This is a genomic window from Thiobacillus thiophilus (genome assembly GCF_055378705.1).
In genome coordinates, this window is the sequence record NZ_AP042404.1 from 1,620,651 (window position 1) to 1,643,591 (window position 22,941).

Below are 22,941 nucleotides of genomic sequence, written 5' to 3' on the forward strand. Positions count from 1 at the left end.
CCTGTCCACCGGTCATACCGCCAGTTCGTTGACACTCAGGATGGCTACCAGAATGGACATGATGATGGCGCCGATGAGCAGCCCCAGACCCAGGATCAACGCGGGTTCGAGCAGGCCGAGGGTGCGTTTGACCGCGGTCTTCACTTCCCGGTCGAAAACGTCGGCGACCTGGATGAGCATTTCGGACAGCTGCCCGGTTTCCTCGCCAACCATGACCATGTGCACGCCCAGTTTTGGAAAAACCCCGGCTTCCATGAGCGGCGCGCCAAGACCCTTGCCTTCGCGCAGCTTGGTCGCCACTTCGTCGATACGCTCGGCCATGACGCTGTTGCTCAGGGTTTCCCTGACGATGGACAAGGCAGACAATAAAGACACGCCATTGTCGAGCAAGGTTCCCAGGGTACGGGAGAAACGGGCCATCTCCACCTTGGCCACCAGATCGCCGATCAGCGGCAGGGCGAGAAAGCGCTCGTCCCAGCGGTAGCGGCTGTCGGGGTCGGCCATCTGGCGTTTGAACAGGGCATACAAGGCCACGCTGCCGCCAATCAGCGCCCACCACCAGGCCTGGAAGAACTCGCCTGCGCCGACGACGATCTGGGTAGGCACTGGCAAGGCCTTGCCGGATTCCTCGAACATCTGGGTGAACTGCGGCACGACGAAAATCAGCAGCACGACGACCGAAACCACCGCCACCATGACCAGGATGGCCGGGTAGATCAGCGCGGATTTGACGGTTTCCCTGAGATCCTTGGCGCGCTCCATGAATTCGGTCAAACGGAGCATGACGACTTCCAGTGCGCCGCCCGCCTCGCCCGCGCGGATCATGTTGAGATAAAAGCGGGAGAAGACGCCCTGCTGGGCTTCCAGCGCGGCATACAGGGATGAGCCGCCGCGCACGTCCTGACGAACCTCGCCGAGGATTTCGGCGACATCGTCGTTGGCCGAAAGATTGACCACGATTTCCAGGGCACGGTCGAGCGGCAGGCCGGCACGCAGCAGCGTGGATATCTCGCGCGTCATCATGGCGATTTCGTCCTGGCTCACCCGCGCGCGTCCGAATCCGCTCAGCCAGCCCCCACCGCCGCCCACCGTCGCCTCTTCAATCTGGATCGGCATGAAGCCCTGAGCCTGAAGGTGCTCGGCCACCGAATCCGGCGCGCGCGCCTCCATTTCACCTTCGAGGATGCTCCCCTGCGCGTCTGCCGCCTTGTACTGAAACAGTGGCATTCTCAGTCTTCCCGCGTCACGCGCAGCACTTCGTCGAGGGTGATGATCCCGGCAATGACTTTGCGCAGGCCATCCTCATACAGGGTCTGCATGCCCTCATCGATGGCCTGCCGGCGGATCTCCCCGGATACGGCGTGACGCATGATCAGACTGCGAATCGCGTCGGTCATCGGCAGCATTTCCATGATGCCCAGTCGACCGGTGTAGCCGGTGCCGCCACAGGCTTCGCAGCCTACGGGCCGGTATAAAACGATAGGCGAATCGCCAGCGAACCGTTTGAGGTCGAACTCCTCCACGACTTCGGGCAGGGGTTCATACGGTTCGCGGCAGGCCTTGCAAAGCGAACGCACCAGGCGCTGGGCCAGGATGCCGTTCACGGTGGACGTTAGCAGGTAGTCCTCTACCCCCATGTCGAGCAGGCGGTTGACCGTGCTGGATGCATCGTTGGTGTGAAGCGTGGAGATCACCATGTGTCCGGTGAGCGCCGACTGCACCGCGATCTGGGCCGTCTCCAGGTCGCGGATCTCGCCGATCATGATGACGTCGGGGTCCTGGCGCACGATGGAGCGCAGTGCGTTGGCAAAGGTCAGGCCGATCTGCGGCTTGACCTGAATCTGGTTGATGCCATCCATCTGGTATTCCACCGGGTCTTCCACGGTGAGTATCTTGACGTCCGGCTTGTTCAGCAGCTGAAGGGCGGTATAGAGCGTGGTGGTCTTGCCGCTGCCGGTGGGGCCGGTGACCAGCACAATGCCGTGCGGCTGGGTGAGCGCATCGAGAAACAGCTTGAGCGTCGCCGGATCGAAACCCAGGGTATCGAAATTGAGCGGCACGCCGCCCTTGTCCAGCACCCGCATGACCACGCTTTCGCCGTGCATGGTCGGCACGGTGGATACGCGCAGGTCGATTTCCTTGTTCTTTGCTCTCAGTTTGATGCGGCCGTCCTGAGGCAGGCGGCGCTCGGCGATGTCCAGATTGGCCATGATCTTGATGCGCGAGATCACCGCCGCAGACAGTCGGCGCGGCGGCGATTCCACCTCCTGCATCACGCCATCCACCCGGAAGCGCACGATCAGACGGCTCTCGAACGGCTCGACATGGATGTCCGAGGCGCGTGCTTCGAGGGCGCGTTCCATGATCAGGCTGACCACGCGGATAACCGGCGCTTCGCTGGCCAGGTCTTTCAGGTGCTGAACGTCGCTGCTCTCTTCCAGTTCGACCGGCCCTTCGGCTTCGCCGACGATCTGTCCGATGCTGCTACGGCCCGTGACATAGAGCCGTTCAAAGGCAGCGTCGATCTCACCGGGCAAGCCGAGCAGAACGGTGATCTCCCGCCCGGTTACCAGACGGAAAGCATGGATAACATAGTGATCGAGCGGGTCGGCCATCACCAGCACCAGGCGATCGGCATCCTCGTGCACGGGCAGGGCATGGGCTTCCTGGAGGAACCGGGTCGATACCCGCTCCTCGAAGACCGGCAGGGCGGGGTAGTCCTCGGCCGTGGCCAGGGGAATGCCAAGCTGCTCCGACAGCGCCTGGTACAAAACCTTCTCGGCGACCCAGCCCTGCCTGGCCAGAATTGCGCCAAGCCGCTCCGAGCCGCCCGCATCTTTCTGCAGCTTGAGCGCGGCCAGCAGGTTTGTCCGCTCCAGCGCCCCCCGCCCGACCAGGATTTCTCCGATGAGTTTTTTTGACAAAACAGGTCGTCTCAACAACTAAAGGACATTATTGTATTTCATCAGCCCAAAAATACGGCGGGCACCGAGCGCGGAGTCTTTGACCGCTTGCCCCTTATGCCCCGGAATCCACGCCGGAATGACCGCCGCGGTTGCGCCGCCTGTACGCAGCGCATCGCGGCTGAAGCCGCTCCCACGGCGGCGCCTGCGGGGGCTACAGAATACCCATGCAGGCGCGGCTTTCAGAAAGTGTTCCGGACTTGAACCATCGAAGCGATTATTGTTTCCTTTGCAGATCATCGAAAGAGGCTTGAACCCAGATTGTCCATTAGGCACACGATGACGGTGCGACCGGGGGCGAGGTGATTCGTAGGGTGCGCCGTGCGCACCATGGTGGTGCGCACGGCGCACCCTACGCGCCACAAAGCGGCTAATGAACAATCTGGGTTGAAATCACGCGAAAAGCGGGTCGGCTTTTGTCATTCTGTTCGATCCGGATAGCAAGCCCGCTCCGAATGGAATCGATCGCAACAGCCAAATTTCTGGAATCCCCCCCTCCCCCGGTAAAATTCCGGGATGATTGTCTATTTCCACGGCTTCAATTCCTCCCCCGCGTCCGGCAAGGCCCGCCAGCTCGGCGAGCATATGGCCCGCATCGGCCGGCTGGCGGACTACTATTGTCCGGCGCTGCCCAACAGCCCGCGTGAGGCCGTCGCACTCGTTGAGGCCGAACTGGAACGACGACGCCCCGAATCGGTCACCTTGGTCGGCAGTTCGCTGGGCGGCTTCTACGCCACCTGTCTGGCGGAAAAGCACGGCTGGAAGGCGGTGCTGGTGAACCCGGCGGTGCATGCCCATAAGCTGCTGCGCGCCGCGCTCGGCCCGCAGGCCAACTGGCACACCGGCGAGTCGTGGGTGCTCACCGAGGCGCATCTGAACGAACTCGCGGCGCTGGATGTCGAAGCCATCACCCGCCCCGAACGCTATCTGCTGCTGGTGCAGACCGGCGACGAGGTGCTCGATTACCGCGATGCGGTGGCCTACTACGCGGGGGCCACGCAGATCATCGAAGACGGCGGCGACCACGGCTTTGCCGGGTTCGAGCGCCACTACCAAACCATTCTGGATTTCTGATGCACCTTATTTTTGAAGAAGACGGCCATTTCAAGGCCGGTTCCATCCTGTCCGAAACCGATGCCACGGCGCAGGTGGAAACCGCCTCGGGCAAGCGCAGCAAGATCAAGGCGGCCAATATCCTGCTGCGTTTCGCCGCGCCGGCGCCGACCGATGCGATGACCGAAGCGGAAACGCTGGCGGCGGAGCTCGATGCCGACTTTCTGTGGGAGGCGGCAGGCGCCGACGAGTTCGGCTTTGCAGAACTGGCGCAGGAATACTACGGCCACGCGCCGACGCCGCCGGAATCGGTGGCGCTGCTCTTGAAGCTGCATGGCTCGCCGATTTATTTTCACAAAAGGGGTAAGGGTCGCTACCGTCCGGCGCCGGCCGAAACGCTGGCAGCCGCGAAGGCCGGGCTGGAGAAAAAACGGCTGGCGGCGGAACGGCAGGCGCATCTGGCGGCGGAGCTGGCGGCCTTTCGGCTGCCCGGGGAATACACCTCGCTGATCCCGCGCATCCTCATCGCGCCGGACAAGAACACGCTCGAATACAAGGCGCTGGAAGACGCGGCGGCGGCCACCGGGCTGTCGCCATTGCGGCTGATCGAACGCTGCGGCGCGATTCCGTCGACGTTCGACTTCCACCTGGCGAGCTTCCTGCTGGAATACTTTCCGCGCGGCACCGGCTTTGCCGACGTCACCGAGCCCACCGACCCGCCCGAACTGCCGCAAAGCGCGGTGCGCGCGTTCTCGATGGACGACGAGGCGACCACCGAGATCGACGATGCGCTGTCGGTCGAGTGGCGCGACGACGGCAGCGTGCGCGTCGGCATCCACATCGCCGCGCCCGCGCTCGGCATCGCGCCGGGCTCGGAACTCGACAAGGTGGCGCGTGAGCGGCTGTCGACCGTGTATTACCCCGGCAACAAGATCACCATGTTGCCGGAGGCGCTGATCCACCACTACACGCTGGGCGAAACCCACGACTGCCCGGCGCTGTCGCTGTACGTCGACGTGGCACCCGACCTGCGCGTGCTCGGCACCGAGTCCCGGCTCGAAATGGTGCACATCGCCGACAACCTGCGCCACGAGACGCTGGAGGTGCTGTTCAACGACGAGACCCTGCGCAACCCGGCGGTGCCCGATTACCCATACCGCCGCGAACTCGAATGGCTCAGGGACTTCGCCGCCACCCTGGAAACCGGGCGCGGCAAGGCCGATACGGTCGACCGCGTCGACTACAACTTCAAGGTCGACGGCGAGCGCATCCGCATCGTGCCGCGCAAGCGCGGCAGCCCGATCGACAAGGTGGTGTCCGAGCTGATGATCTTCGCCAACGCACATTGGGGCGGCTGGCTGGCGGAGAAGCGCGTGCCCGGTATTTATCGCGCGCAGTCCAACGGCAAGACGCGCATGACCACCGCGCCCGACCCGCATGTCGGTCTCGGCGTCAATCAATATGCATGGTCGACTTCGCCCTTGCGGCGCTACGTCGACCTGGTCAACCAGCGCCAGCTGATTTCATTGGTGCGGGGCAGCGACCCGGTGTACCCGCCGCGCAGCGAGCAGCTGTTTTCGGTGGTGCGCGAATTCGAGCTGGCGTACGACGCCTACAACGAGTTCCAGCGGCGGCTGGAGCGCTACTGGATGCTGCGCTGGATGCTGCAGGAAGACATCCATGAGCTCACCGCCAATGTCATCCGCGAAGACCTGGTACGCTTCGACAGCCTGCCGCTGGTGACGCGCGCGCCGTCGGTATTGGGTATCGCGCCGGGCGCCAAGGTGCGGCTTGCGATTTCCAGCATCGACCTGCTCGACATCGGCTTTCACGCCGAGCTCATGGAAACGCTGACGCCGCCTGACAGCAGCGCCGCCCTTCCGTAAAATCAGGCCTGCCCCAACTCCCGGTTCCCATGGTGTCTGCCCAGCCTCTTCCTCTCGCCGAGCCGTCCAGGCAAGGCACGCGCATGGCGCTGGCCCTGCTGGCGTCGGCCGCGGTGCACGGCATGATACTGTCGACCCAGTTCGTGCAGGTCAACCCGCGCCTGTTCGAGGACCCCAACCTGCCGATGGAAGTGGTGCTGGTCAATGCCAAAACCGCGGAGGCGCCGCTCAATCCAGACGCACTGGCGCAGGTGAGTCTGGCCGGCGGCGGCAATACCGATGAAGACCGGCGACTGAAGAGCCCGCTGCCCGCCAGCAGCGAAACCCGGAGCGGCAGCGAGGAGGCCGCCCTAGAGGCACGCGTGGCCGAACTGGAACAGCAGGCCAAAATCCTGTTGACCCAGTTGCAGCCCGACGGCCAGCTGCAGGAACGCCCACAGGCCGCGCCGCCCGCGCCGCCCGCGCCGGTCCAGCCCGCCATCGACGCCAGCCAGCTCAACCTGCAGGCGCGCGAAATGGCGCAGCTTCAGGCGCGCATCTCGCAGCAGTGGGACGCATACCAGAAGCGCCCCAAGCGCGCATTTGTCGGGGCCAACGTCAAGGAATACGCGTTTGCGCGCTACGTCGAGGACTGGATCACCAAGGTCGAACGCGTCGGCAACGTCAACTACCCCGAAGCCGCGCGCCGCCAGAGCCTTTACGGCAGCCTCAGGCTGACCGTGTCGATACACGCCGATGGCCGCATCGAAAAAGTCGATATCGATCGCTCGTCCGGCTCCAAGATCCTCGACACCGCAGCGATCCGCATCGTCGAACTCGCCGCGCCCTACGCGCGCTTCCCCGACGACGTACGGGAAAAAGCCGATATCCTGTCGATCACCCGCACCTGGACCTTCACCCGCTCGGATCAGCTCGTCGGCACTGACTGAAATTCGTCACTTCAGACAAGCGAAATCCAGGGCCGGAGAGACCACCCGCTGCACGCTCTCAAATAAAATGCATTACATAATCAATCAATTGGTGTTACTCTATAGGTTCCAGGCACGATTATTGCTCAATTTCAGGCTGTAATCGGCGTTACCGCTTCCCGGTCATCCGGCCAAACCTAGAAAAACCCTGGAATTCAGGAGCAGACATGAACGCTTTCATCCGATATGCCGCCATTCTTGGGCTAACCCTGCTTTCCGCCCAGGCGCAGGCGATCGAGTTTTCCTTCGTTTCAGGTGCAGTTGTGCCGGATGCGTATGGTAACGTTTACACCACAACCGTTGATGGCCTGACGCTTACGGCAAGTGCCTGGTCGAGCACAGGTAAGCGCGGTGCATTCGAGACGGCCGAACTGGAAATCGATTCGGGTTCCGGCCTGGGTGTATGCAACCGCGATGAAAAGATCAATTGTGCGGATAAAAAAAATAGCCAGGCGCTCGACAACAAGGGCGCCAACGACCTGATCCTGTTCGACTTTTCCAGCGCGGTCAGTCTGCAGTCGCTGACCACGTACCAGGCCGGCAAAGACTCCGACCTCAGCTTGTGGGCGGGCACCGGAACTTTCAGTCCGGACGGCATGACGTCCAGCGCATTCGGTACAGCCGTCCAGACGGGCGATCTGAGCACCTTCACCGGATCCTACGACTGGCTCGCAGTCGCTGCCCGTATCGGAGATAAAGACGACTTTGTCAAACTGCAGTCCCTGACGGTGACACCCGTGACACAAGCCGTGACACAAGCGGTGCCGGATGCCGCTACCTGGATGACAATGCTGGCCGGATTGGGACTGGTCGGCTTCGCGGTGAACCGGCGTTCTCGAACCTGAGCTGCCGGCCGTAGCCGCCATTGACCCGCCCCTGTGGCGGGTTTTTTTATTTCACCATGACTCCAGCCCGGTACTGCGCTGGACTACGCCAAGGCTTGATACAGCAGGTTTATCAATGACTTAGGCGAGTTCATCATATGCCGGTGCTTTCCGAAACTTGACCTGACTTTCCCTCTACTGGCCCCTAGAAGGCTCCTGGGAACCGGGTCTTTCCAAGGAGTCATCATGGCAAAAATCAAACTCACCAAGTCCGCTGTCGATGCGGCACACCCCCAGGCGCAGGCCGTCGAACTCCGGGATACGTTGGTTCCCGGCTTCTTGTGCAAGATTACCCCGTCGGGCCGCAAGGTGTTCATGCTCCAGTACCGGACGAACGCTGGCGAGCGCCGCAAGCCCGCCTTGGGTCAGTACGGGGAACTGACCGTCGAACAGGCCCGTTCGCTCGCGCAAGAATGGCTGGCCCAGGTACGCCGGGGTGGTGATCCCGGCGCAGCCAAGACGGAAGCACGCAAAGCGCCCACCGTCGAAGAGTTGTGCAAGAAGTTCATGGAGGACCACTCCAAGAAGCGCAACAAGCCCAGCACCCGAGTCGGCTATCAAGGTGTCATCGACCGCTGCATCATCCCGTTGTTGGGCCGCAAGAAGGTCCACGACGTGAAGCGGCCTGACATTGCCGGACTGATGGAAAAGCTTTCCTACAAGCAGACCGAGGCGAACAAGGCGTTCAGCATCCTGCGCAAGATGTTCAATTTGGCTGAGGTGTGGGGCTATCGGCCTGACGGCACCAATCCCTGCCGCCATGTCCCAATGTTCCCTGCCGGCAAGTCCACCCACCTTATCAGCGACGAGGACATGGGAAAACTTTTCCGGCAGCTCGACAAGATCGAGGCCGAGGGGCTGGAGAACTACGTCATCCCGTTGGCGATCCGCCTGCAATTCGAGTTTGCCGGCCGCCGTGGCGAAATCGTCTCGCTCGAATGGGAATGGATCGATCTGGAAAACCGCCGCGTCGTCTGGCCTGACAGCAAGACCGGCGGTATGTCCAAGCCCATCAGCGAGGAAGCCTACCGGCTGCTTTCGACGGCGCCGAGGCAGGAAGGCAATCCTTACGTCCTGCCGTCGCCGCGCCATCCAGGGCAACACCTGACCACGGGCGAGTATTACGGCGGCTGGAGCCGTGCGCTCAAAGCGGCGGGGGCAACGCATGTGGGGACGCACGGCATCCGCCACCGCTCGGCGACCGACATTGCCAATTCGGGTATCCCGGTCAAGGTCGGCATGGCCCTGACGGCGCACAAGACCGTGGTGATGTTCATGCGCTACGTCCACACCGAGGACAAGCCCGTGCGGGAAGCCGCCGAACTGGTGGCGAATCGACGCAAGTCGGTCGTCAGCATGCATCAAGAACCGAAAGAGGTGACCGCATGATCAGAGGCCAGCAATCCACCTTGCCGCCCCAATTGTCGTATCACCGCTACGACAATTGGCTCAGTGGCCATCACCGCCTGCGTATCGTACTAAGCACTGGAAAAGTGTGCCCGTTTCGGGTATAGTTTGAAGGTCAAGATGACGCGCATCCTCAAACGAAAGGATTTTGCGCGGTGGCAGGCGGGCGAAAAGCTGTCCGATGCCGCCTTGTGCAAAGCGGTTCAGGAGATGGAAAGCGGTCTGATTGACGCGGACTTGGGCGGCTTCCTTTACAAGAAACGGGTTGCCCGCCCTGGTGGTGGCAAGAGTGGCGGCTACCGCACGTTATTGTCGGCCCGGATCGGCAGCCGCTATGTGTTCCTGCATGGGTTCCCCAAGAGCGACAAGGCGAACATTACGCAGGACGAGAAGAAGGCACTGCAATTCGCCGGCAAGGTGTTCCTGGAACTGTCCGCCGAAGCATTGTCGAAGGCGTTGCAGTCAGGCGTGTTATTGGAGGTGCATTGTGAGCAAGATCATTGAATCCCTGCGTGGCGATCTGGCCGCGCTCCACGAAGCGGGAGCGATCGGCAAGGTAACGATGCGCGAGTTCGACGCAATCTGCCCGCCGCCGGTGCGGGAGTTCAGTGCTTTCGATATCAAGCGGCTGCGTGAAGCCTTGAAGTTTAGCCAGCCGGTGTTCGCTCTTCATCTACACACGTCGGCCTCGACCGTGCGCAAGTGGGAACAAGGCGAAACCCATCCCACGGGGCCAGCGCTCAAACTGCTCAACGTCATCGCCGACAAGGGCCTGCAGGCCATCATCTGATGCCTGACGAGGGAGACAGGCATTGGCGACGCGAATTACCCCTTTCAACTCACAGCATCTTGAAGCCGCCTGCCGCGTGCTCGCCGATACCGAACGCGGTCTGAGCGGTACACAGATCGAGCGGCTGCTGCAGGAAATCGAGGTTGCCGACACGTCGCCCGGCATGACAAAGTGGAAGCGGTTGTTCAATGCGCTGGCCGGTGCGCAGAACCACCACCAGATCGGCAACCATCTCATCATGTTCATCAACCGCGCGATGAACCCGGTGAACTACGCCCGCGATCCCGCGACGTTCGCTTGGCGGCGCGACGAACTCAATGTCGTCCTTGCCTTCTCCGGTTTCTACGTGCGCGATGACGGCAAGGTTGCTCACGCCGATAAGGCCACGACGCTTGATGCCGCCCGCGCCCGCGCGGGACGACTCAAGGCCGCACTGGAAAGCCGCGTCGTCCATGCGGAAGTGCTGAACTACTGCCGCGCCGAGTTGCTGGAGGAAAACTACTTCCATGCCGTGTTCGAGGCAACGAAAGGTGTTGCGGAGCGGATTCGCCTGCTGTCGGGCCTGAACGGCGACGGCGCGGACTTGGTGAACAAGGCATTCGCAGGCCAGCAACCCGTTCTCGCCTTGGGACCGCTCACCACCGAGTCCGAAAAGAGCGAGCAGAAAGGCTTTGCCAACCTGCTGATCGGCTTATTTGGCGCCGTGCGCAATCCGCTGGCCCATGCGCCCAAGACGAATTGGCCCATGTCCGAACAGGACGCACTGGACATCCTGACGCTGGTATCGCTGATTCACCGCAAGCTGGATGGCACCACGAAATTAGCGGCCGTATCGCCGTAAGTGAGAGACAGGAATGGACGAGGCGATCGTTGTCTTCTCTCGAAAAGGGATTTTCCAGACCACGATTGCCGCGCGCGACGTTCGCAGCCGGGAACATGCGCGCAAGCTGTGGCCCTTGGTGTCTCCAGGCGCAGAGCGCCAGATGGTGACATGGGTCAGCCCCTCCTTTGAAAGCGGGAAGCTGCGTCGGCGATCCCATTTCCGCGTACTTCCTGCCCAGCACACCTTTAACCCCAAAGCGCACTTCGACGATGAAGAAGCCAGCCGATGGCGCGCCGTGCAGGAAAGTCCTGAACACCGGCGGGCGAAAGAACTTGTCGCGGCCGAACTCTCACGACGTTTGAATGCCGGGCTTGCGATGCCGTGGGCGTTCAAGGATATGGATGCGTCGGACTATCCGCTGGAAGGCAACTTGTTGCTCGGCGCCGACCAGGTGGCAACCGAGCATCCCCTGGAGACGCCATTCGGCAGCAAATTCCGGCTCGACGTTGCCGTGCTCGGCCCCCCGGTCCAGGCTGAACCGATGGTGCTGGGCGGCGTTGAAATCGAACTCGGCCACGCCTTCGACGGGCGCAAGGCTCTTATCGGGAAGTCGCTCGGATTCCCGCTCATCTCCATCGACATCACCGAGATGACGCTGGACGAACTCACGCCCGAGTGGGCACGGCAGGTATTGACTGCGACCACGCGGAGCCACGAGCAAGGACGCCGGCAGACCTACATCTATCTCCACGACCTGCTGTACCCCCTCTACGCGCAATTGCCGGCGTTTCTGGACGACGAGCAGCGCCATCAGTTCCTTGTGTTTGCCGACGATGAGACCCTGAACAAGTTGGTGCGCTGGATGAACCTGCTCGCCGAAAAGCTGGAGTACCCGAAGGGTACGGTCGCCGTTGCCTTGGTCAATGGCAAGAACGAACAGTCGCGCAAGATGCTGGAACGCGCGGGACAAGTCGTTGGCCCCGACTGGAGCGAGTTCAACGGCCAGCGATGCCTACGACTGACCCTGCCGCGTCCCAAAGGCCCGGCGGATCTCCAGGCCCATCGCTTCCACATGACGATGGCGCGCATCCTGCTGTCGCACACTGATTCGCTCGTTGGCTACAAGTATTGCAACGGCGTAGACAACCACCACCCTGAAGAAGACGTGTGGGTTGCGCATCGCTGGATCGCCGACTTGAAAACCCATACCCAGCATCGCGTCTTGCCGAAGCGGCTGGCTGAACCGATCAACAGATTGATCGCGGTGGTTTCGGACCTGCATCGCAATCACGCGGCTGCCAGCCAAGAGGCGTGACCATCCCCCGTCGGAAGTCAGCCGATAGGCAAGCATTCCTGCGGAGTTACGCGCCTATTTGCAAAGAGCATTGAATCTCAGTCCGTAGTCGGTTTTGAGGCTCTTTTCCGCGGGGCCGAAGAAGGCAAAGACGGCAAGCACTCAAACAAGCGTTCTGCATAGACGAACCCCATCCGTCTGACCGCGCCCTGATCGAAATACAGCAGCCAAGCGGCAAGTAATGCCAGCGAAATGAGCAGTGTCAAGCCTGCGGCAAGCCCCGGATCGGCAAGGTGCTCTAGGTTAAAATGAGGAGGTACTACCTGCAGAATCTTTGCAATCAGCAATCCGTAGACGATGCCCAGGAGGCACGACACGATGCCGGCAGGCTTCATTGCCAGCATATTGCGGTGAAATCCGTAGGCGATGTTCTCTTTCAGCAAGAGCTGCTTGTTGGAACGCGTGAGTTCGCGAAGCCGCTTTGTGGCGCCAACGTAGATGTCGTCTGCCTTGTCAGGGCTTGCTGATTCTTCTTCTGCCGTTGGCATGGCGATGCCCAGCTTGGCCGTGATCGCCGTGTGGTAGCGCTGCTTGCTGACACCATCGAGAAACTTGTCGCGATGGCGTAACGCGATGGTTGTCGGCATACCGCCCCACCTTGCAACCAGGATCTCTTCAAGCTTCTTCCCGCGCCCGCGAGCTACGCTCGCAAGCGCATAAATGGCACCGCAGCCACCAAGCAAGCCGATCACGCCTGTAAGTACCGGGTGCTTTGCGCCGTAGACGCACAACAAAGGAACGAGCAGCGGTAACGCTACAAGAAGTCCTGGGATTACGCGCGCCTTGCGCTCATAGGGGTCTTTGACCAGTTCAAAAATAGTTGTCATGGGCGTTCAGCTTTGGGCCGACAAGGCATCAATATAGGGTTGAATTTCATCGCGGTTCTTTAAAGTGATCTGCTGCGCGAGAGGGTCGGGTGCTTCCTTGGTATGCAAGCCCAAACGCCTCAGCGTGTAATACAAAAACGCTTGGCGGCATGGAAGTTTGACCTGTCCGTCTTCCATTCCATAGTCCAACTCCAGGACTCGTTTCTTGGCAGCGGGCAAATCGGGGTGCGGTGCAAGCACCAGCGTCAAGAGAGTTTGCCAGTGCGAATCTTGGCTGGCGTCCACTTGGCTCGCTTCGAAGCCGTCGATGCGCAGGATTCGGGCGAGGACGAAATCACTGAAGCGCTGGCGTTTGTGGCAAAACGCGCGCATGTGCCAGCGAAAACCGTCATTACCAAGGGCGTGGGGAGACAGCAGACGAACCGATTCGTCCATGGACGTCATGGACTGGTAGCTCACCCAAATGGCTTCCTGCTGCCGAATTGCCCGGACCACTGCTTCGACGGTCTGTTCATTGATCGTGCGCCAGGGGGACGGCGCCCAATCTGCCTCAAGTGCTGAGCCGATAAAGCTGGCCGCAGGCTCGATGACTCCCATCTTGGTGGCCAGCAGCTCCGCTAGATAGTGTTGCGCCGAACTTCGTTGGTAAAGCGGGTGAAAACTCGGCGCTGCCGTGTAGGTCTTGGAACTGCGGTCGTAAGTTAGGTTGCTCGGCGCCAACTCCGTGTACTTGGCAATGTCCAGTGACGCCTGGGGAACCGATATGCCGAAGTGCTCAGTGAGATCCATTCGATTAATGTGCCGTTCCCAGCGCAAACGGAAATCGATGAATTGAAGTCTGCTTTCCAACCCCCAACTTAGCCCTTTGGGCTCAGCAGGATTGGCGGCAGTGACAGAGGGCTCTTGCATCAGTTGCGCCTAAAAAGTAGACGGATATAAAAAATAGTCGTACATTAACTATACGCGATCATCCTTCGGTCGTCTACCCGGAGCCCCAATGCCCACAACCATCACGTTTTTTCCCGTCGACAACGGGGACATGACCCTCATCAAGTTCGGCGACCTCGACGCAACCACCCTGCTGATCGACGTAAACATCAGGCAAGACGCCGACGACCCTGACGGTGAGGCGCGCGATGTCGCCAAGGATCTGCGCGACCGACTGAAGAAAGATGAGAACGGCAGGCCGTATGTCGATGCGTTCCTGCTGAGCCACCCGGACCAGGACCATTGCCGAGGCCTGACGCGGCACTTCCACCTGGGGCCGCTGGACAAGTATCCGGATGACAAGAAGGACGACAAGGACAAGAAGATCGTGATCCGCGAGATATGGTCGTCTCCGATCGTGTTTCGACGCGCCAGCAAGACGCACACCTTGAGTGACGACGCCAAGGCATTCAACACGGAGGCGCGTCGGCGCGTACAGCTGAACCGCGACAAGAATTTCGTCGTCGGGAACGGCGACCGCATTCAGATCATGGGCGAGGACATCGACGGAAAAACCGATGATCTCACCTCGATTGTGCGGAAGGTGGACACGCGCTTCTCGACGATCAATGGCAAGAGTTCCGCATTCTTCTCCGCGATTCTTCTGGCACCCTTGGACGCCCAGGACGACGAAGAAGAGGAAGAGTGCCTGGTCAAGAACCAGTCCAGCGTGATCTTGAACTTCACATTGGCCGCTGATGCTCAGACGCCGGATGGCGCAAAATTCCTTACTGGTGGCGATGCCGAAGTATTTATCTGGAACCGCCAGTGGCAGCGCCACAAGGCCGAAGCCGATGTGCTTGAGTACGACATCATGCAGGCGCCACATCACTGTTCCTGGCATTCGCTGTCCTATGACAGTTGGTCGGACTACCGCGAAAAGGCCAAACTTGATGCCGACGCTCGCAAGGCGCTTTCGCAGACCCGCAACGGTGCCGTCATCGTCGCCAGTTGCAAGCCGATCGCAGACGACGACAGCGATCCGCCCTGCATCCGCGCAAAGCGTGAATACGTAGCAATCGTGGACGAAGTAAAAGGCGACTTTTACTGCACGGGCGAATATCCGAGCGAAAAATCCGTGGAGCCCCTCGTTTTCACCGTCACCGCTCAGGGTGTGCAGCCTCCCTCGAAGAAGGAAGCCGGATCGAAGGCCGCCGCCGTGATCACCTCCGCGCGCGCGCCCATGCCACACGGGGCATCATGACGGGCACCATCGCGGACGCACTGCATCAACTTCAGCGGCACAGGGGCCTTGTCCGCGTTGGCGAGCCAAGGAAAAGTGGTGAATCGACGCAGATTGAAGTCGATGTTGCTGTTGAATTGCCGAGCAGGTCTCGGCGCAATGGCGTATCCGGGACCGGAGTGCGCTCGGTCGAGACATGCGTTCTGGTATTCGGCAGTGACTGGCCCATGTCTGCACCCAAGCCTTTCTTGCGTGCGGACTTCCCACTCAACTTGCCGCACATCAATCCTCATCGCGAAGGCGAGTTGGTCTCGCCTTGTCTGTTCGAGGGATCGTTGGACGAGCTGCTGCATCGGTTTGGTCTGGACGCCATCGTCGATCAGTTGATCGTTTGGTTGCACAAGGCCGCAGCCGGGACGTTGCTGGACCTTGAACAGGGGTGGGAGCCGACTCGTCGAGACAGTTGTCCTTCGACCCTTGTATTCAGTGCCGAGAATGTCGCGGCCGCCGCTCCCGCTGACGGCACGATTTTGGTGGTTCCCGCAGGCTACGTGACGATTGATGGCGGGCTATACGCCATCGTCAATGCCGAACTGACTGCTCAAGTCGATCCTGTGTTCTATCAGGAGGTTCACAACGACAAGTTGGGTAAATGGGGAAATGGCCATACCGCAGCCTTCATTGCGCGGGCTCCAATAACCGACGGCAACCCGCATGTGGTCGGCCACTATCAACCCGAGACGGTTGTCGATCTCGCGACGTTGCTTGATCGAGCAGCGGAACTCGGCGTCGATCGTGACGCTTTGGCTCAAGGCTTGGACGGCTACTATGGACGTTCGATTCTGGATATGCAGCAAGACTCGCGTGGCTGGACGCATGGCTTGTATGCGATTGTGATTCTGACTGTTCAAAGGCCAGCGTCGCTTGTGGGCTCACCGGGGAGAAGTATCGAGGTATTGCCCTACGTGGTGCGCTATGAACTCAACGCTCAATCGCTCCTGGAGCGAAACGCCACGGTTCACCCGGCTTTTCACGCACATGCGTTGTCTCCCGAACTGCTGGCAAGAACGTCCGGCATTCCATCTGCGGCCACATCGCAGCCGCTGGTCTTGCTCGGCTGCGGAAGCGTGGGGTCGAAAATCGCGATGCAACTGGGGCGAGCGGGTTTCGGCTCAATGACCTTCGTCGATAACGAGTCCATGTCGCCTCACAACGCGGCCCGGCATGCACTCATTGAGCGGGCATCGGTGCTGGTCCCACCTCGGAAGTCGGCGCTGATGAAGACGGCCTTTGAGTCGCTGTCGCATCTTCAATCGCAAGCGTTCGACACCGACGCAGTGACTCTCTTGGTCGATGCTGCGCAGTTTGCTGCAACCGTTCCGCAGGATGCGGCCCTCATCGTGGATGCGACAGCCTCACTTCAGGTGTTGGCCGCAGAAACGCAATCAACGGCGCTGAACCAATCCCCTGCGCGGTTGGCACGGATCGTCATGTATGGCCAGGGGCGCTGTGTCGCGGTTTTGCTTGAAGGGCCTGGTCGCGCCGGTCGGGTTGACGATCTTACGGCATTCTTGTTCGAGTGCTGTCGGTTTGTGCCGGAACTGCGGGCGTCGATTGCTGGCGATACGTCTGAGCCGACGCGTATTTTTGTGGGCGACAACTGCCGTTCACTGACGATGCCAATGTCCGATGCCGTTGTTTCGCGTTCTGCTTCATTAGCTGGCCTGCAACTGGAACGCTGGCTCGTTGGCGGACTCCCGAAGGAGGCGACGCTTTGCGCCGGGGTCTCGGATACCGAAGGCCTCGGCATGGCATGGACCAGCACCAGCCTCGGCCCGACCACTGTGCTCAACGTAGCAGACGATGGTGGCTGGAACATTCGGATTCTGCACCCTGTCGTGCAAGCGATCCATGCTGATGCGCTGCGCTGGGGCGCTCTGGAAACAGGTGGAGCCTTGGTCGGTCGTATCTCGTTTGAGAATCGAACCATCACCATTGCTGGCCTCGTGGATGCGCCGCCTGACAGCATTCGGGAGGCCGCCCGCTTCGTCCTTGGGACGAATGGGCTTGTTCAAAATTTGCGCACAGCGAATGGAACCTCTTTGGGGTATCTGGCCTTCATCGGCACTTGGCATAGCCACCCGAAAGGCGGCGCACATTCGGGCATAGACCGAAATACGTTGCGCGGCATCGCCGAGGATGCTGGCGGCCTTCCCGCCGTGTCGTTGGTATGGACTCCGACAGGACTCAGGTGTGCGGTGGATCGCTGGTAAAGGCAAAGCCGCCGGCACTTTCTTGGCATAAAACGAAAGGGATGTATGGCTGACTACTTCGAGATCGATTTTCTTGGCGTCGAAACAGCGAAAAGCGGGGATGCAATCACGCTACGCTATTCGGTGAATGGCACAGAGGGCGTGCACGTCGTTGACGGTGGGTATCTGGATACGGGAGATCAGCTCGTCGAGCACCTGAAGACGTACTATGGAACAACAGTCATCGACCATGTGATCCTCACACACCCCGATCGCGATCACGCCAATGGGCTGCGAAAAGTCCTGGAGCAATGCACAGTCAAAAATCTCTGGATCAACAGGCCGTGGATCTATGCAGATCAGTTGATTGATCGATTCGAGACCTATGAATCAGTTGAAGCACTGAGACGGAAATTGCGCTCCATCTACGATGCCACGGCAATTCTTGAGGATCTTGCGGTTGAGAAGGGAATTCCAATCCATGCCCCTCTTCAGGGGCAGAACATCGGTCCCTTCATGGTGATGGCACCCACACTAGATCGCTACTTCGACCTGATCGTGGACTCCGCGAAGACACCGGAAGCTGTTGAAGAAAGTGCTTTGGATAGCGCGCTGAGCAGCATATTCCGGGTGGTGAAGGCCGCGACCGCCTACATCAAGTCCCTGTGGGGCGAGGAATATTTTCCGCCGGAGCCTACCAGCCGTGAAAATGAAATGAGTGTGGTCCAGTCGGCTGTTCTGAACGGTCATCGTGTCATGCTTACTGGCGATGCCGGGCGTGAAGCGCTGCAAGAGGTTATTGACTACGCGCCTTTTGCCGGACTCGCGTTGCCAGGCATTCGGTATTTCCAGGTGCCTCATCATGGCGGGCGACACAATGTCTCGACTGAAATTCTGGATCAACTGGTTGGTCCACGATTGGACAGCATGCCGGACAAGCATACCTGGAATGCCATTTGCAGTTCTGCCAAAGCCGATGAGGATCACCCGCGGAAGTCCGTAATTCGCGCTGTATTGCACCGGGGTGGGCACTGGGCGGCAACCGAAAGCAAGAATCTCCGCATTGGGGCGGGCATTACCCGCGATGGCTGGGTATCAATTCCTCAAGCAGAGTACCCCGAAGAGCAAGAGAGTTGAGCGGGCAGTTTGAGCGTGACGTGCTGTTCATTGGCTTTCTGCCGCCTACGTTATGAGCGTCCCGGCGTTCCGCCGTCGGACTCGCGGGCTGCGCCCCGCGCCTCATGCCGAGTCGCGGCCACCCGGCTTTGATTCCTGACGCCTCCGGCCTTGCGGGCCTGCGCTTGCCTAACTACCAGGTACTTGCAACCTATGCATGCGATGTCGCTCTCTGAGTTTCCAATTTCTGTGCTTGAACTCCACACATGGCCGTGGTGGCGAAGATTTTGGAATCGACCGCCGGCGCTTGTACGGAAGCGGTGTGAAGCTTGGCGTGAGCTATTGGGGCTCAAGGAGTCGGCAGGAAAAAATGTGCTCCTCAACACCGCAAAATCGAAGATTTTTGATGACTCACGCCGTCGATGGGACATCCTGGACAATCTTAATCGCAGCAACTTTACTTTGCGGAGCCGATTTTCGGGCTTAGCCTCGGGCGCTAAGGAGGCTTTCCAAAGTCCTCATGGATCGCTAGTGCAAGTGACGATGGTGCCTCACTTTGAATGCGACGCAAGCGATATAGAGGGCATCTCCGCAAGCAAGTCGGCAGATATGCCACACGAAAGTGTGGATGTCTTTGGTGCCTACTATATTGATGAGCAGAATCGATATGCCAGAAAAGGAAAGCCCCCGCTCGGACTGGATGATGCGAGCTTAAAAGAGCTTTGTTCTCATGGCGAAATTCGGCTACTGCACGGACGTGGCTCCGACACGTTTAGCGTGCGAGCTTGGGATGGCCGTTTGTTCCTTGACAACAGTGGCGGATCTCACCATCTTGCGGGCGCCGTGCATGTCGCTAAGCGCATTGGCGCGCGCATTCACCTCGCCTCGAAACTCTATCTCTACCAGCTCAACCATTTGACTGTGCAATGGCTGCTCGATGGATTTCATCTGGTATTGCTCCCCAAGGATTTGGCCGGACAGATGCTATGGACTGTGAAGAGCTTGGTAGGTTCTGGTTCGAACATGGAGTTCCCGCCTGTACTGGCCGAAGGCACGCTTTTGGCATTCCCCCGGGGTTCGCAAATCGCCGAGTCCGTGATGGCAGAACTATTGAGTCAGGGGCACCACGATTTGGGCAATGATTTGAGGGAAGCGCTGACTGCGCAACAGCGGTTCTTGACTGAATCGACGGCTCTATGGACAAAGCAATTTTCATCTCCAACCTGCTGACGATGCTCTAAATGCGTGTGGTCACGTCGTTACCTATAGATCGCGAGTTGAAGCTCCACATTTCATAGGAACTTAGCGACAAAAGAGCGTCCCGGCGTTCCGCCGTCGGGCTCGCGGGCTACGCCCCATGCCTCGTACCGAGTCATGGCCATCCGGCTTTGATCCCTGACGCCTCCGGCCCTGTGGGCCTGCGCGCTGCGCTTGCCCATCCGTCGTCTCTGCGGGCGGGGTGTGGGCGGTCTTGCTGTTCCCTTCACCGTATCACGGCGTTCTCGCCGTCAAGGGCTGCGCGCGCCTTGCGCGCTTGCGTCCTGGCGGCCGTCGCTGACCCCTGACCGCTTGCGCTGCGCCGTGCTGAGGCCGGTTCCGGGCAATTCCGCCCGAGCAACCGGAGCATGATCATGTCGCAACTTTCTCTGTCTCTCGATTCCTCGCTGCTGGTGCGTGACGACCAGGGGCGCTATCTGCCGGCGACTGCCGACCAAATTCTGGAAGCTGCGCGGTACGTTATCGACCAGAAAACTCCGCGCGGGACGCTGTTCACTTCGCCGGCGCTGGTCAAGGACTACCTGCGCACCAAGCTGGCCAACTTCGAGCATGAGGTTTTCGCTACGCTGTTCCTCGACAGCCAGAACCGTCTGATCGAATACGTGGAGATGTTTCGCGGCACCATCGACCAGGCATCGGTGTATCCGCGCGAAGTCGTGAAAACGGCACTGCAACACAACGCAGCGGCCGTGATCTTTTCGCACAATCATCCGAGCGGCAATTCCGAGCCGAGCCAGGCGGACAAGCTGCTGACCCAACGCCTCAAGGAAGCCCTGGCGCTGGTGGACGTGCGCACGCTGGATCACATCGTCGTCGGCGGCGAGGCCACTACGTCATTCGCTGAGCGTGGCCTGATCTGACACAGGGGGGCTGCGGCCCCTTTTTTGCTGCGCCCGGTGGCGCAGCTACGGCCCTCGCGGGCCTGCGCTTGCTGAAGACAGGTGTGCGTAGGTGGTGGTGTGAGGCGGTCTTGCTGTTCCCTTCACCGTATCACGGCGTTCTCGCCGTCAAGGGCTGCGCGTGCAAGCACGCTTGCGGCCTCCCGGCCGTCCTTGACCCCTGACCGCTTGCGCTGCGCCGTGCTGGTGACGGTTCCGGGCAATTCCGCCTGTGTAACCGGAGATCGTCATGAACGATAAATCACATGTTTCCCTCGAACAGCACGTTTGCCTGGTCTGCGGCAAAGCGTTCGATACCGGCACCATCCTGCTCGACAAGCGCCTGCGTGCAAGCATGGAGCACCATACGAAGACGGGCTGGGGCCTATGCCCCGAGCACCAGAAGCTGGCCGACGATGGTTTCGTCGCGCTAGTCGAATGCGACCCGCAGCGCAGCGGCTCGCCGGGTGGCCGCCTGAAGCCCGAGCAGGCTTATCGCACGGGCCGGCTGGCGCACCTGAAGCATCATGTGTTCGCCAAGGTGTTCAACGTGCCGATCGAGGCCAACCAGCCTTGCGTCTTCGTTAAGCCGGGCGTCATAGAGCAGCTTGAAGCGATGGTGTCGCCGGCGACGAGCTGATCGCGCTAACAACCCGGCGCGTCGTCCTTTCGGGCGACGCGCCATTCTTTTTGCTGCGCCCGATGCCGATGCCTTCGCGCCCGCGGCGCTTCGCTTGCCTCCAGGGGAAAGCCCTGCGGGCTATCCCCGCCGCGCGATGCTTGGCGCCCCTGGAAGACCGCCGAACCGGCTGCGCCGGATCGGCCAGAAGCCAATCGCAGTCCCAGCAGCAGAAGCAATTTCTCGATGCCTTGTGCATGAGGGCTGTCCTGGGCGTGATGTTCATCGAGCATCGAAGTCAGGGCGTCCCCGGCCAAGAAGACATGGCCGGTCGCGCTGTCGTGCGCGTTGCGCATCGAGCCGCCTGCGGCGTCTCGCCCCTGACGGGCTTCCATCGTTCCCTCGCTCCGCTCGGCTGACGCCTCCGGCCCGGCTTCTAGATCCGGGCCTGCGCGCTTCGCTTGCCGTGCGGTTCGGCACATAGGGATGGCCGTTGCCATGTCCAGCCGTCTTCCCTGACCTCATCACCTTGTCTGCGACTGTAGCCCGCGCCCGTGTGCCGTCAAGGCACGCAGGGCCGTGTCCTCGGCTGCGCCTGCGGGCCGCACCAACCCTGCGCTTGCCTCCTTGACGGCACCCGTTCGCGCGCTCCTGACCGTCGCGGGCGATGAACTCAGGAAAGACGGTGGCAACAGGGCTAACCGGGTTCCTCGTGCCGACCGCACCGAACAGCTGAAAGGCTGGGCTCCGAATCTAGGAATCCGGTGTGCGGTGTGAACAGCAAACCTCTTTTTGTCAGGAGAAAGACCATGCAACTCGCATCCCGTTTCGCTTCCCGTTCCCCGGCACTGCGCAGCGAATACCCGCTGACCGATGACCAGATTCACCGTGTCGCGCCGTCCATCTTCGCGGACGCCCCGCATGAGAGCCGTTCGCAGCGGTACGCCTACATCCCCACCGCCGCCGTGCTGACCGAGCTTCGGAAAGAAGGCTTCCAGCCCTTCATGGTGACGCAGACCCGCGTGCGCGATGAAGGCAAGCGCGAGCACACGAAACACATGATTCGCCTGCGCCACGCCAGCCAGATCAACGGCGCGGAGGCTAACGAAATCGTGCTGCTGAACTCGCATGACGGCACCAGCAGCTATCAGATGCTGGCCGGCATGTTCCGGTTCGTGTGCAGCAATGGTCTTGTCTGCGGCGACACCGTGGCGGACGTGCGCGTGCCCCACAAAGGCGACGTAGCCGGCTCCGTCATCGAAGGCGCTTTCGAGGTGTTGAGCGGCTTCGAGCGGGTGAAGGAATCCCGCGATGCCATGCGCGCGATCACGCTGGACGAAGGCGAGGCCGAAGTGTTCGCCCGTTCCGCGCTGGCCCTCAAGTACGACCCCACCGACAACAAGCCAGCGCCCATCACCGAATCGCAAATCCTGATGCCGCGCCGGTTCGACGACCGCCGCCCGGACTTGTGGAGCGTGTTCAACCGCACCCAAGAAAACCTGACCAAAGGCGGATTGCATGGCCGCAGCGCCAACGGGCGCCGCCAGCAGACCCGCCCGGTGCAAGGCATTGATTCCGATGTGCGCCTCAATCGCGCCCTCTGGATGCTGGCCGATGGCCTGCGCCAGTTGAAAGCCTGAACCCTTCCGATCTTTTACCCGCCGGAGGGGCGG

At 60.7% G+C, this 22,941-nt stretch carries 21 protein-coding genes; 16 read left to right on the forward strand and 5 right to left on the reverse strand.

Annotated features, from left to right (window positions below):
* Nucleotides 1-12: 12 nt before the first annotated feature.
* Nucleotides 13-1,227, reverse strand: a complete 1,215-nt coding sequence (locus ACZ41T_RS07910) for a type II secretion system F family protein (RefSeq protein ID WP_464923918.1) — start codon at nt 1,225-1,227, stop codon at nt 13-15.
* Between the two features lie 2 nt (nt 1,228-1,229).
* Nucleotides 1,230-2,924: a type II secretion system ATPase GspE gene (gene gspE, locus ACZ41T_RS07915; RefSeq protein WP_464923919.1), complete on the reverse strand. Its 1,695-nt coding sequence runs from the start codon at nt 2,922-2,924 to the stop codon at nt 1,230-1,232.
* Between the two features lie 555 nt (nt 2,925-3,479).
* Between gspE and ACZ41T_RS07920 the strand changes: the two genes are divergently transcribed.
* The 9 genes from ACZ41T_RS07920 to ACZ41T_RS07960 all read left to right on the forward strand — a co-directional run bounded on the left by ACZ41T_RS07920 (nt 3,480) and on the right by ACZ41T_RS07960 (nt 12,089).
* Entirely contained in the window at nt 3,480-4,037 is a 558-nt protein-coding gene (locus ACZ41T_RS07920; protein WP_464923920.1) for a YqiA/YcfP family alpha/beta fold hydrolase, read from the forward strand.
* On the forward strand, nt 4,037-5,902 hold the full coding sequence (locus tag ACZ41T_RS07925) for a ribonuclease catalytic domain-containing protein (protein WP_464923921.1): 1,866 nt from the start codon (nt 4,037-4,039) through the stop codon (nt 5,900-5,902). The genes ACZ41T_RS07920 and ACZ41T_RS07925 overlap by 1 nt, the downstream gene beginning before the upstream one ends.
* 29 nt (nt 5,903-5,931) lie before the next feature.
* Nucleotides 5,932-6,831 (forward strand): energy transducer TonB, encoded by a 900-nt coding sequence (locus tag ACZ41T_RS07930; RefSeq protein WP_464923922.1) that lies wholly within the window; start codon nt 5,932-5,934, stop codon nt 6,829-6,831.
* 206 nt (nt 6,832-7,037) lie between these two features.
* Nucleotides 7,038-7,715 carry a hypothetical protein gene (locus ACZ41T_RS07935; protein ID WP_464923923.1) on the forward strand — a complete coding sequence of 226 codons (678 nt, stop codon included), beginning with the start codon at nt 7,038-7,040 and terminating at the stop codon, nt 7,713-7,715.
* A gap of 225 nt (nt 7,716-7,940) precedes the next feature.
* Nucleotides 7,941-9,143 (forward strand): tyrosine-type recombinase/integrase, encoded by a 1,203-nt coding sequence (locus ACZ41T_RS07940; protein ID WP_023110663.1) that lies wholly within the window; start codon nt 7,941-7,943, stop codon nt 9,141-9,143.
* Between the two features lie 138 nt (nt 9,144-9,281).
* Nucleotides 9,282-9,665, forward strand: a complete 384-nt coding sequence (locus tag ACZ41T_RS07945; protein ID WP_014703508.1) for a type II toxin-antitoxin system RelE/ParE family toxin — start codon at nt 9,282-9,284, stop codon at nt 9,663-9,665.
* Nucleotides 9,649-9,951, forward strand: a complete 303-nt coding sequence (locus tag ACZ41T_RS07950) for a helix-turn-helix domain-containing protein (RefSeq protein ID WP_014703509.1) — start codon at nt 9,649-9,651, stop codon at nt 9,949-9,951. Before ACZ41T_RS07945 ends, ACZ41T_RS07950 begins: the two co-directional genes overlap by 17 nt.
* Before the next feature lie 22 nt (nt 9,952-9,973).
* On the forward strand, nt 9,974-10,792 hold the full coding sequence (locus tag ACZ41T_RS07955) for a TIGR02391 family protein (RefSeq protein ID WP_014703510.1): 819 nt from the start codon (nt 9,974-9,976) through the stop codon (nt 10,790-10,792).
* 13 nt (nt 10,793-10,805) lie between these two features.
* Complete coding sequence (locus ACZ41T_RS07960; protein ID WP_014703511.1) at nt 10,806-12,089, forward strand: hypothetical protein; 1,284 nt, start codon at nt 10,806-10,808, stop codon at nt 12,087-12,089.
* 77 nt (nt 12,090-12,166) lie between these two features.
* On the opposite strand, the gene ACZ41T_RS07965 is transcribed toward ACZ41T_RS07960, so the two are convergent.
* Together ACZ41T_RS07965 and ACZ41T_RS07970 are read right to left on the reverse strand one after the other, a co-directional pair.
* Nucleotides 12,167-12,955: a hypothetical protein gene (locus ACZ41T_RS07965; RefSeq protein ID WP_014703512.1), complete on the reverse strand. Its 789-nt coding sequence runs from the start codon at nt 12,953-12,955 to the stop codon at nt 12,167-12,169.
* Between the two features lie 6 nt (nt 12,956-12,961).
* A complete protein-coding gene (locus ACZ41T_RS07970) occupies nt 12,962-13,864 on the reverse strand; it encodes a WYL domain-containing transcriptional regulator (RefSeq protein WP_014703513.1) in 903 nt (300 codons plus the stop codon).
* Between the two features lie 88 nt (nt 13,865-13,952).
* Here ACZ41T_RS07970 and ACZ41T_RS07975 point away from each other — a divergent pair, with 88 nt between their 5' ends.
* The 6 genes from ACZ41T_RS07975 (at nt 13,953) to ACZ41T_RS08000 (ending at nt 21,289) form a co-directional block, all read left to right on the forward strand.
* Nucleotides 13,953-15,146 carry a ComEC/Rec2 family competence protein gene (locus tag ACZ41T_RS07975; protein ID WP_023110661.1) on the forward strand — a complete coding sequence of 398 codons (1,194 nt, stop codon included), beginning with the start codon at nt 13,953-13,955 and terminating at the stop codon, nt 15,144-15,146.
* Complete coding sequence (locus ACZ41T_RS07980) at nt 15,143-17,398, forward strand: ThiF family adenylyltransferase (RefSeq protein ID WP_014703516.1); 2,256 nt, start codon at nt 15,143-15,145, stop codon at nt 17,396-17,398. The genes ACZ41T_RS07975 and ACZ41T_RS07980 overlap by 4 nt, the downstream gene beginning before the upstream one ends.
* Nucleotides 17,399-17,443: 45 nt before the next feature.
* Nucleotides 17,444-18,514 (forward strand): ComEC/Rec2 family competence protein, encoded by a 1,071-nt coding sequence (locus tag ACZ41T_RS07985; protein ID WP_014703517.1) that lies wholly within the window; start codon nt 17,444-17,446, stop codon nt 18,512-18,514.
* Between the two features lie 351 nt (nt 18,515-18,865).
* A complete protein-coding gene (locus tag ACZ41T_RS07990; RefSeq protein ID WP_045285107.1) occupies nt 18,866-19,723 on the forward strand; it encodes a DUF6685 family protein in 858 nt (285 codons plus the stop codon).
* Nucleotides 19,724-20,124: 401 nt separating this feature from the next.
* Nucleotides 20,125-20,631: a JAB domain-containing protein gene (locus ACZ41T_RS07995; protein WP_014703519.1), complete on the forward strand. Its 507-nt coding sequence runs from the start codon at nt 20,125-20,127 to the stop codon at nt 20,629-20,631.
* 268 nt (nt 20,632-20,899) lie between these two features.
* A complete protein-coding gene (locus ACZ41T_RS08000; protein WP_014703520.1) occupies nt 20,900-21,289 on the forward strand; it encodes a hypothetical protein in 390 nt (129 codons plus the stop codon).
* A gap of 5 nt (nt 21,290-21,294) precedes the next feature.
* On the opposite strand, the gene ACZ41T_RS08005 is transcribed toward ACZ41T_RS08000, so the two are convergent.
* Nucleotides 21,295-21,663 carry a hypothetical protein gene (locus ACZ41T_RS08005; RefSeq protein ID WP_014703521.1) on the reverse strand — a complete coding sequence of 123 codons (369 nt, stop codon included), beginning with the start codon at nt 21,661-21,663 and terminating at the stop codon, nt 21,295-21,297.
* Nucleotides 21,664-22,077: 414 nt separating this feature from the next.
* On the opposite strand from ACZ41T_RS08005, the gene ACZ41T_RS08010 reads away from it, so the two are divergent.
* The gene (locus tag ACZ41T_RS08010) at nt 22,078-22,908 is read left to right on the forward strand and encodes a DUF932 domain-containing protein (RefSeq protein WP_023110659.1); all 831 of its coding nucleotides are present in this window, start codon (nt 22,078-22,080) and stop codon (nt 22,906-22,908) included.
* Nucleotides 22,909-22,941: the final 33 nt, after the last annotated feature.

Coding starts and splice junctions, on each gene's coding strand:
- ACZ41T_RS08005 (WP_014703521.1), bottom strand. CDS start 21,663: ATGGAAGCCCGTCAGGGGCGAGACGCCGCAGGCGGCTCGATGCGCAAC.
- ACZ41T_RS08010 (WP_023110659.1), top strand. CDS start 22,078: ATGCAACTCGCATCCCGTTTCGCTTCCCGTTCCCCGGCACTGCGCAGC.
- ACZ41T_RS07965 (WP_014703512.1), bottom strand. CDS start 12,955: ATGACAACTATTTTTGAACTGGTCAAAGACCCCTATGAGCGCAAGGCG.
- ACZ41T_RS07960 (WP_014703511.1), top strand. CDS start 10,806: ATGGACGAGGCGATCGTTGTCTTCTCTCGAAAAGGGATTTTCCAGACC.
- ACZ41T_RS07910 (WP_464923918.1), bottom strand. CDS start 1,227: ATGCCACTGTTTCAGTACAAGGCGGCAGACGCGCAGGGGAGCATCCTC.
- ACZ41T_RS07940 (WP_023110663.1), top strand. CDS start 7,941: ATGGCAAAAATCAAACTCACCAAGTCCGCTGTCGATGCGGCACACCCC.
- ACZ41T_RS08000 (WP_014703520.1), top strand. CDS start 20,900: ATGAACGATAAATCACATGTTTCCCTCGAACAGCACGTTTGCCTGGTC.
- ACZ41T_RS07970 (WP_014703513.1), bottom strand. CDS start 13,864: ATGCAAGAGCCCTCTGTCACTGCCGCCAATCCTGCTGAGCCCAAAGGG.
- ACZ41T_RS07930 (WP_464923922.1), top strand. CDS start 5,932: ATGGTGTCTGCCCAGCCTCTTCCTCTCGCCGAGCCGTCCAGGCAAGGC.
- ACZ41T_RS07920 (WP_464923920.1), top strand. CDS start 3,480: ATGATTGTCTATTTCCACGGCTTCAATTCCTCCCCCGCGTCCGGCAAG.
- ACZ41T_RS07945 (WP_014703508.1), top strand. CDS start 9,282: ATGACGCGCATCCTCAAACGAAAGGATTTTGCGCGGTGGCAGGCGGGC.
- ACZ41T_RS07980 (WP_014703516.1), top strand. CDS start 15,143: ATGACGGGCACCATCGCGGACGCACTGCATCAACTTCAGCGGCACAGG.
- ACZ41T_RS07975 (WP_023110661.1), top strand. CDS start 13,953: ATGCCCACAACCATCACGTTTTTTCCCGTCGACAACGGGGACATGACC.
- ACZ41T_RS07995 (WP_014703519.1), top strand. CDS start 20,125: ATGTCGCAACTTTCTCTGTCTCTCGATTCCTCGCTGCTGGTGCGTGAC.
- ACZ41T_RS07985 (WP_014703517.1), top strand. CDS start 17,444: ATGGCTGACTACTTCGAGATCGATTTTCTTGGCGTCGAAACAGCGAAA.
- ACZ41T_RS07935 (WP_464923923.1), top strand. CDS start 7,038: ATGAACGCTTTCATCCGATATGCCGCCATTCTTGGGCTAACCCTGCTT.
- ACZ41T_RS07925 (WP_464923921.1), top strand. CDS start 4,037: ATGCACCTTATTTTTGAAGAAGACGGCCATTTCAAGGCCGGTTCCATC.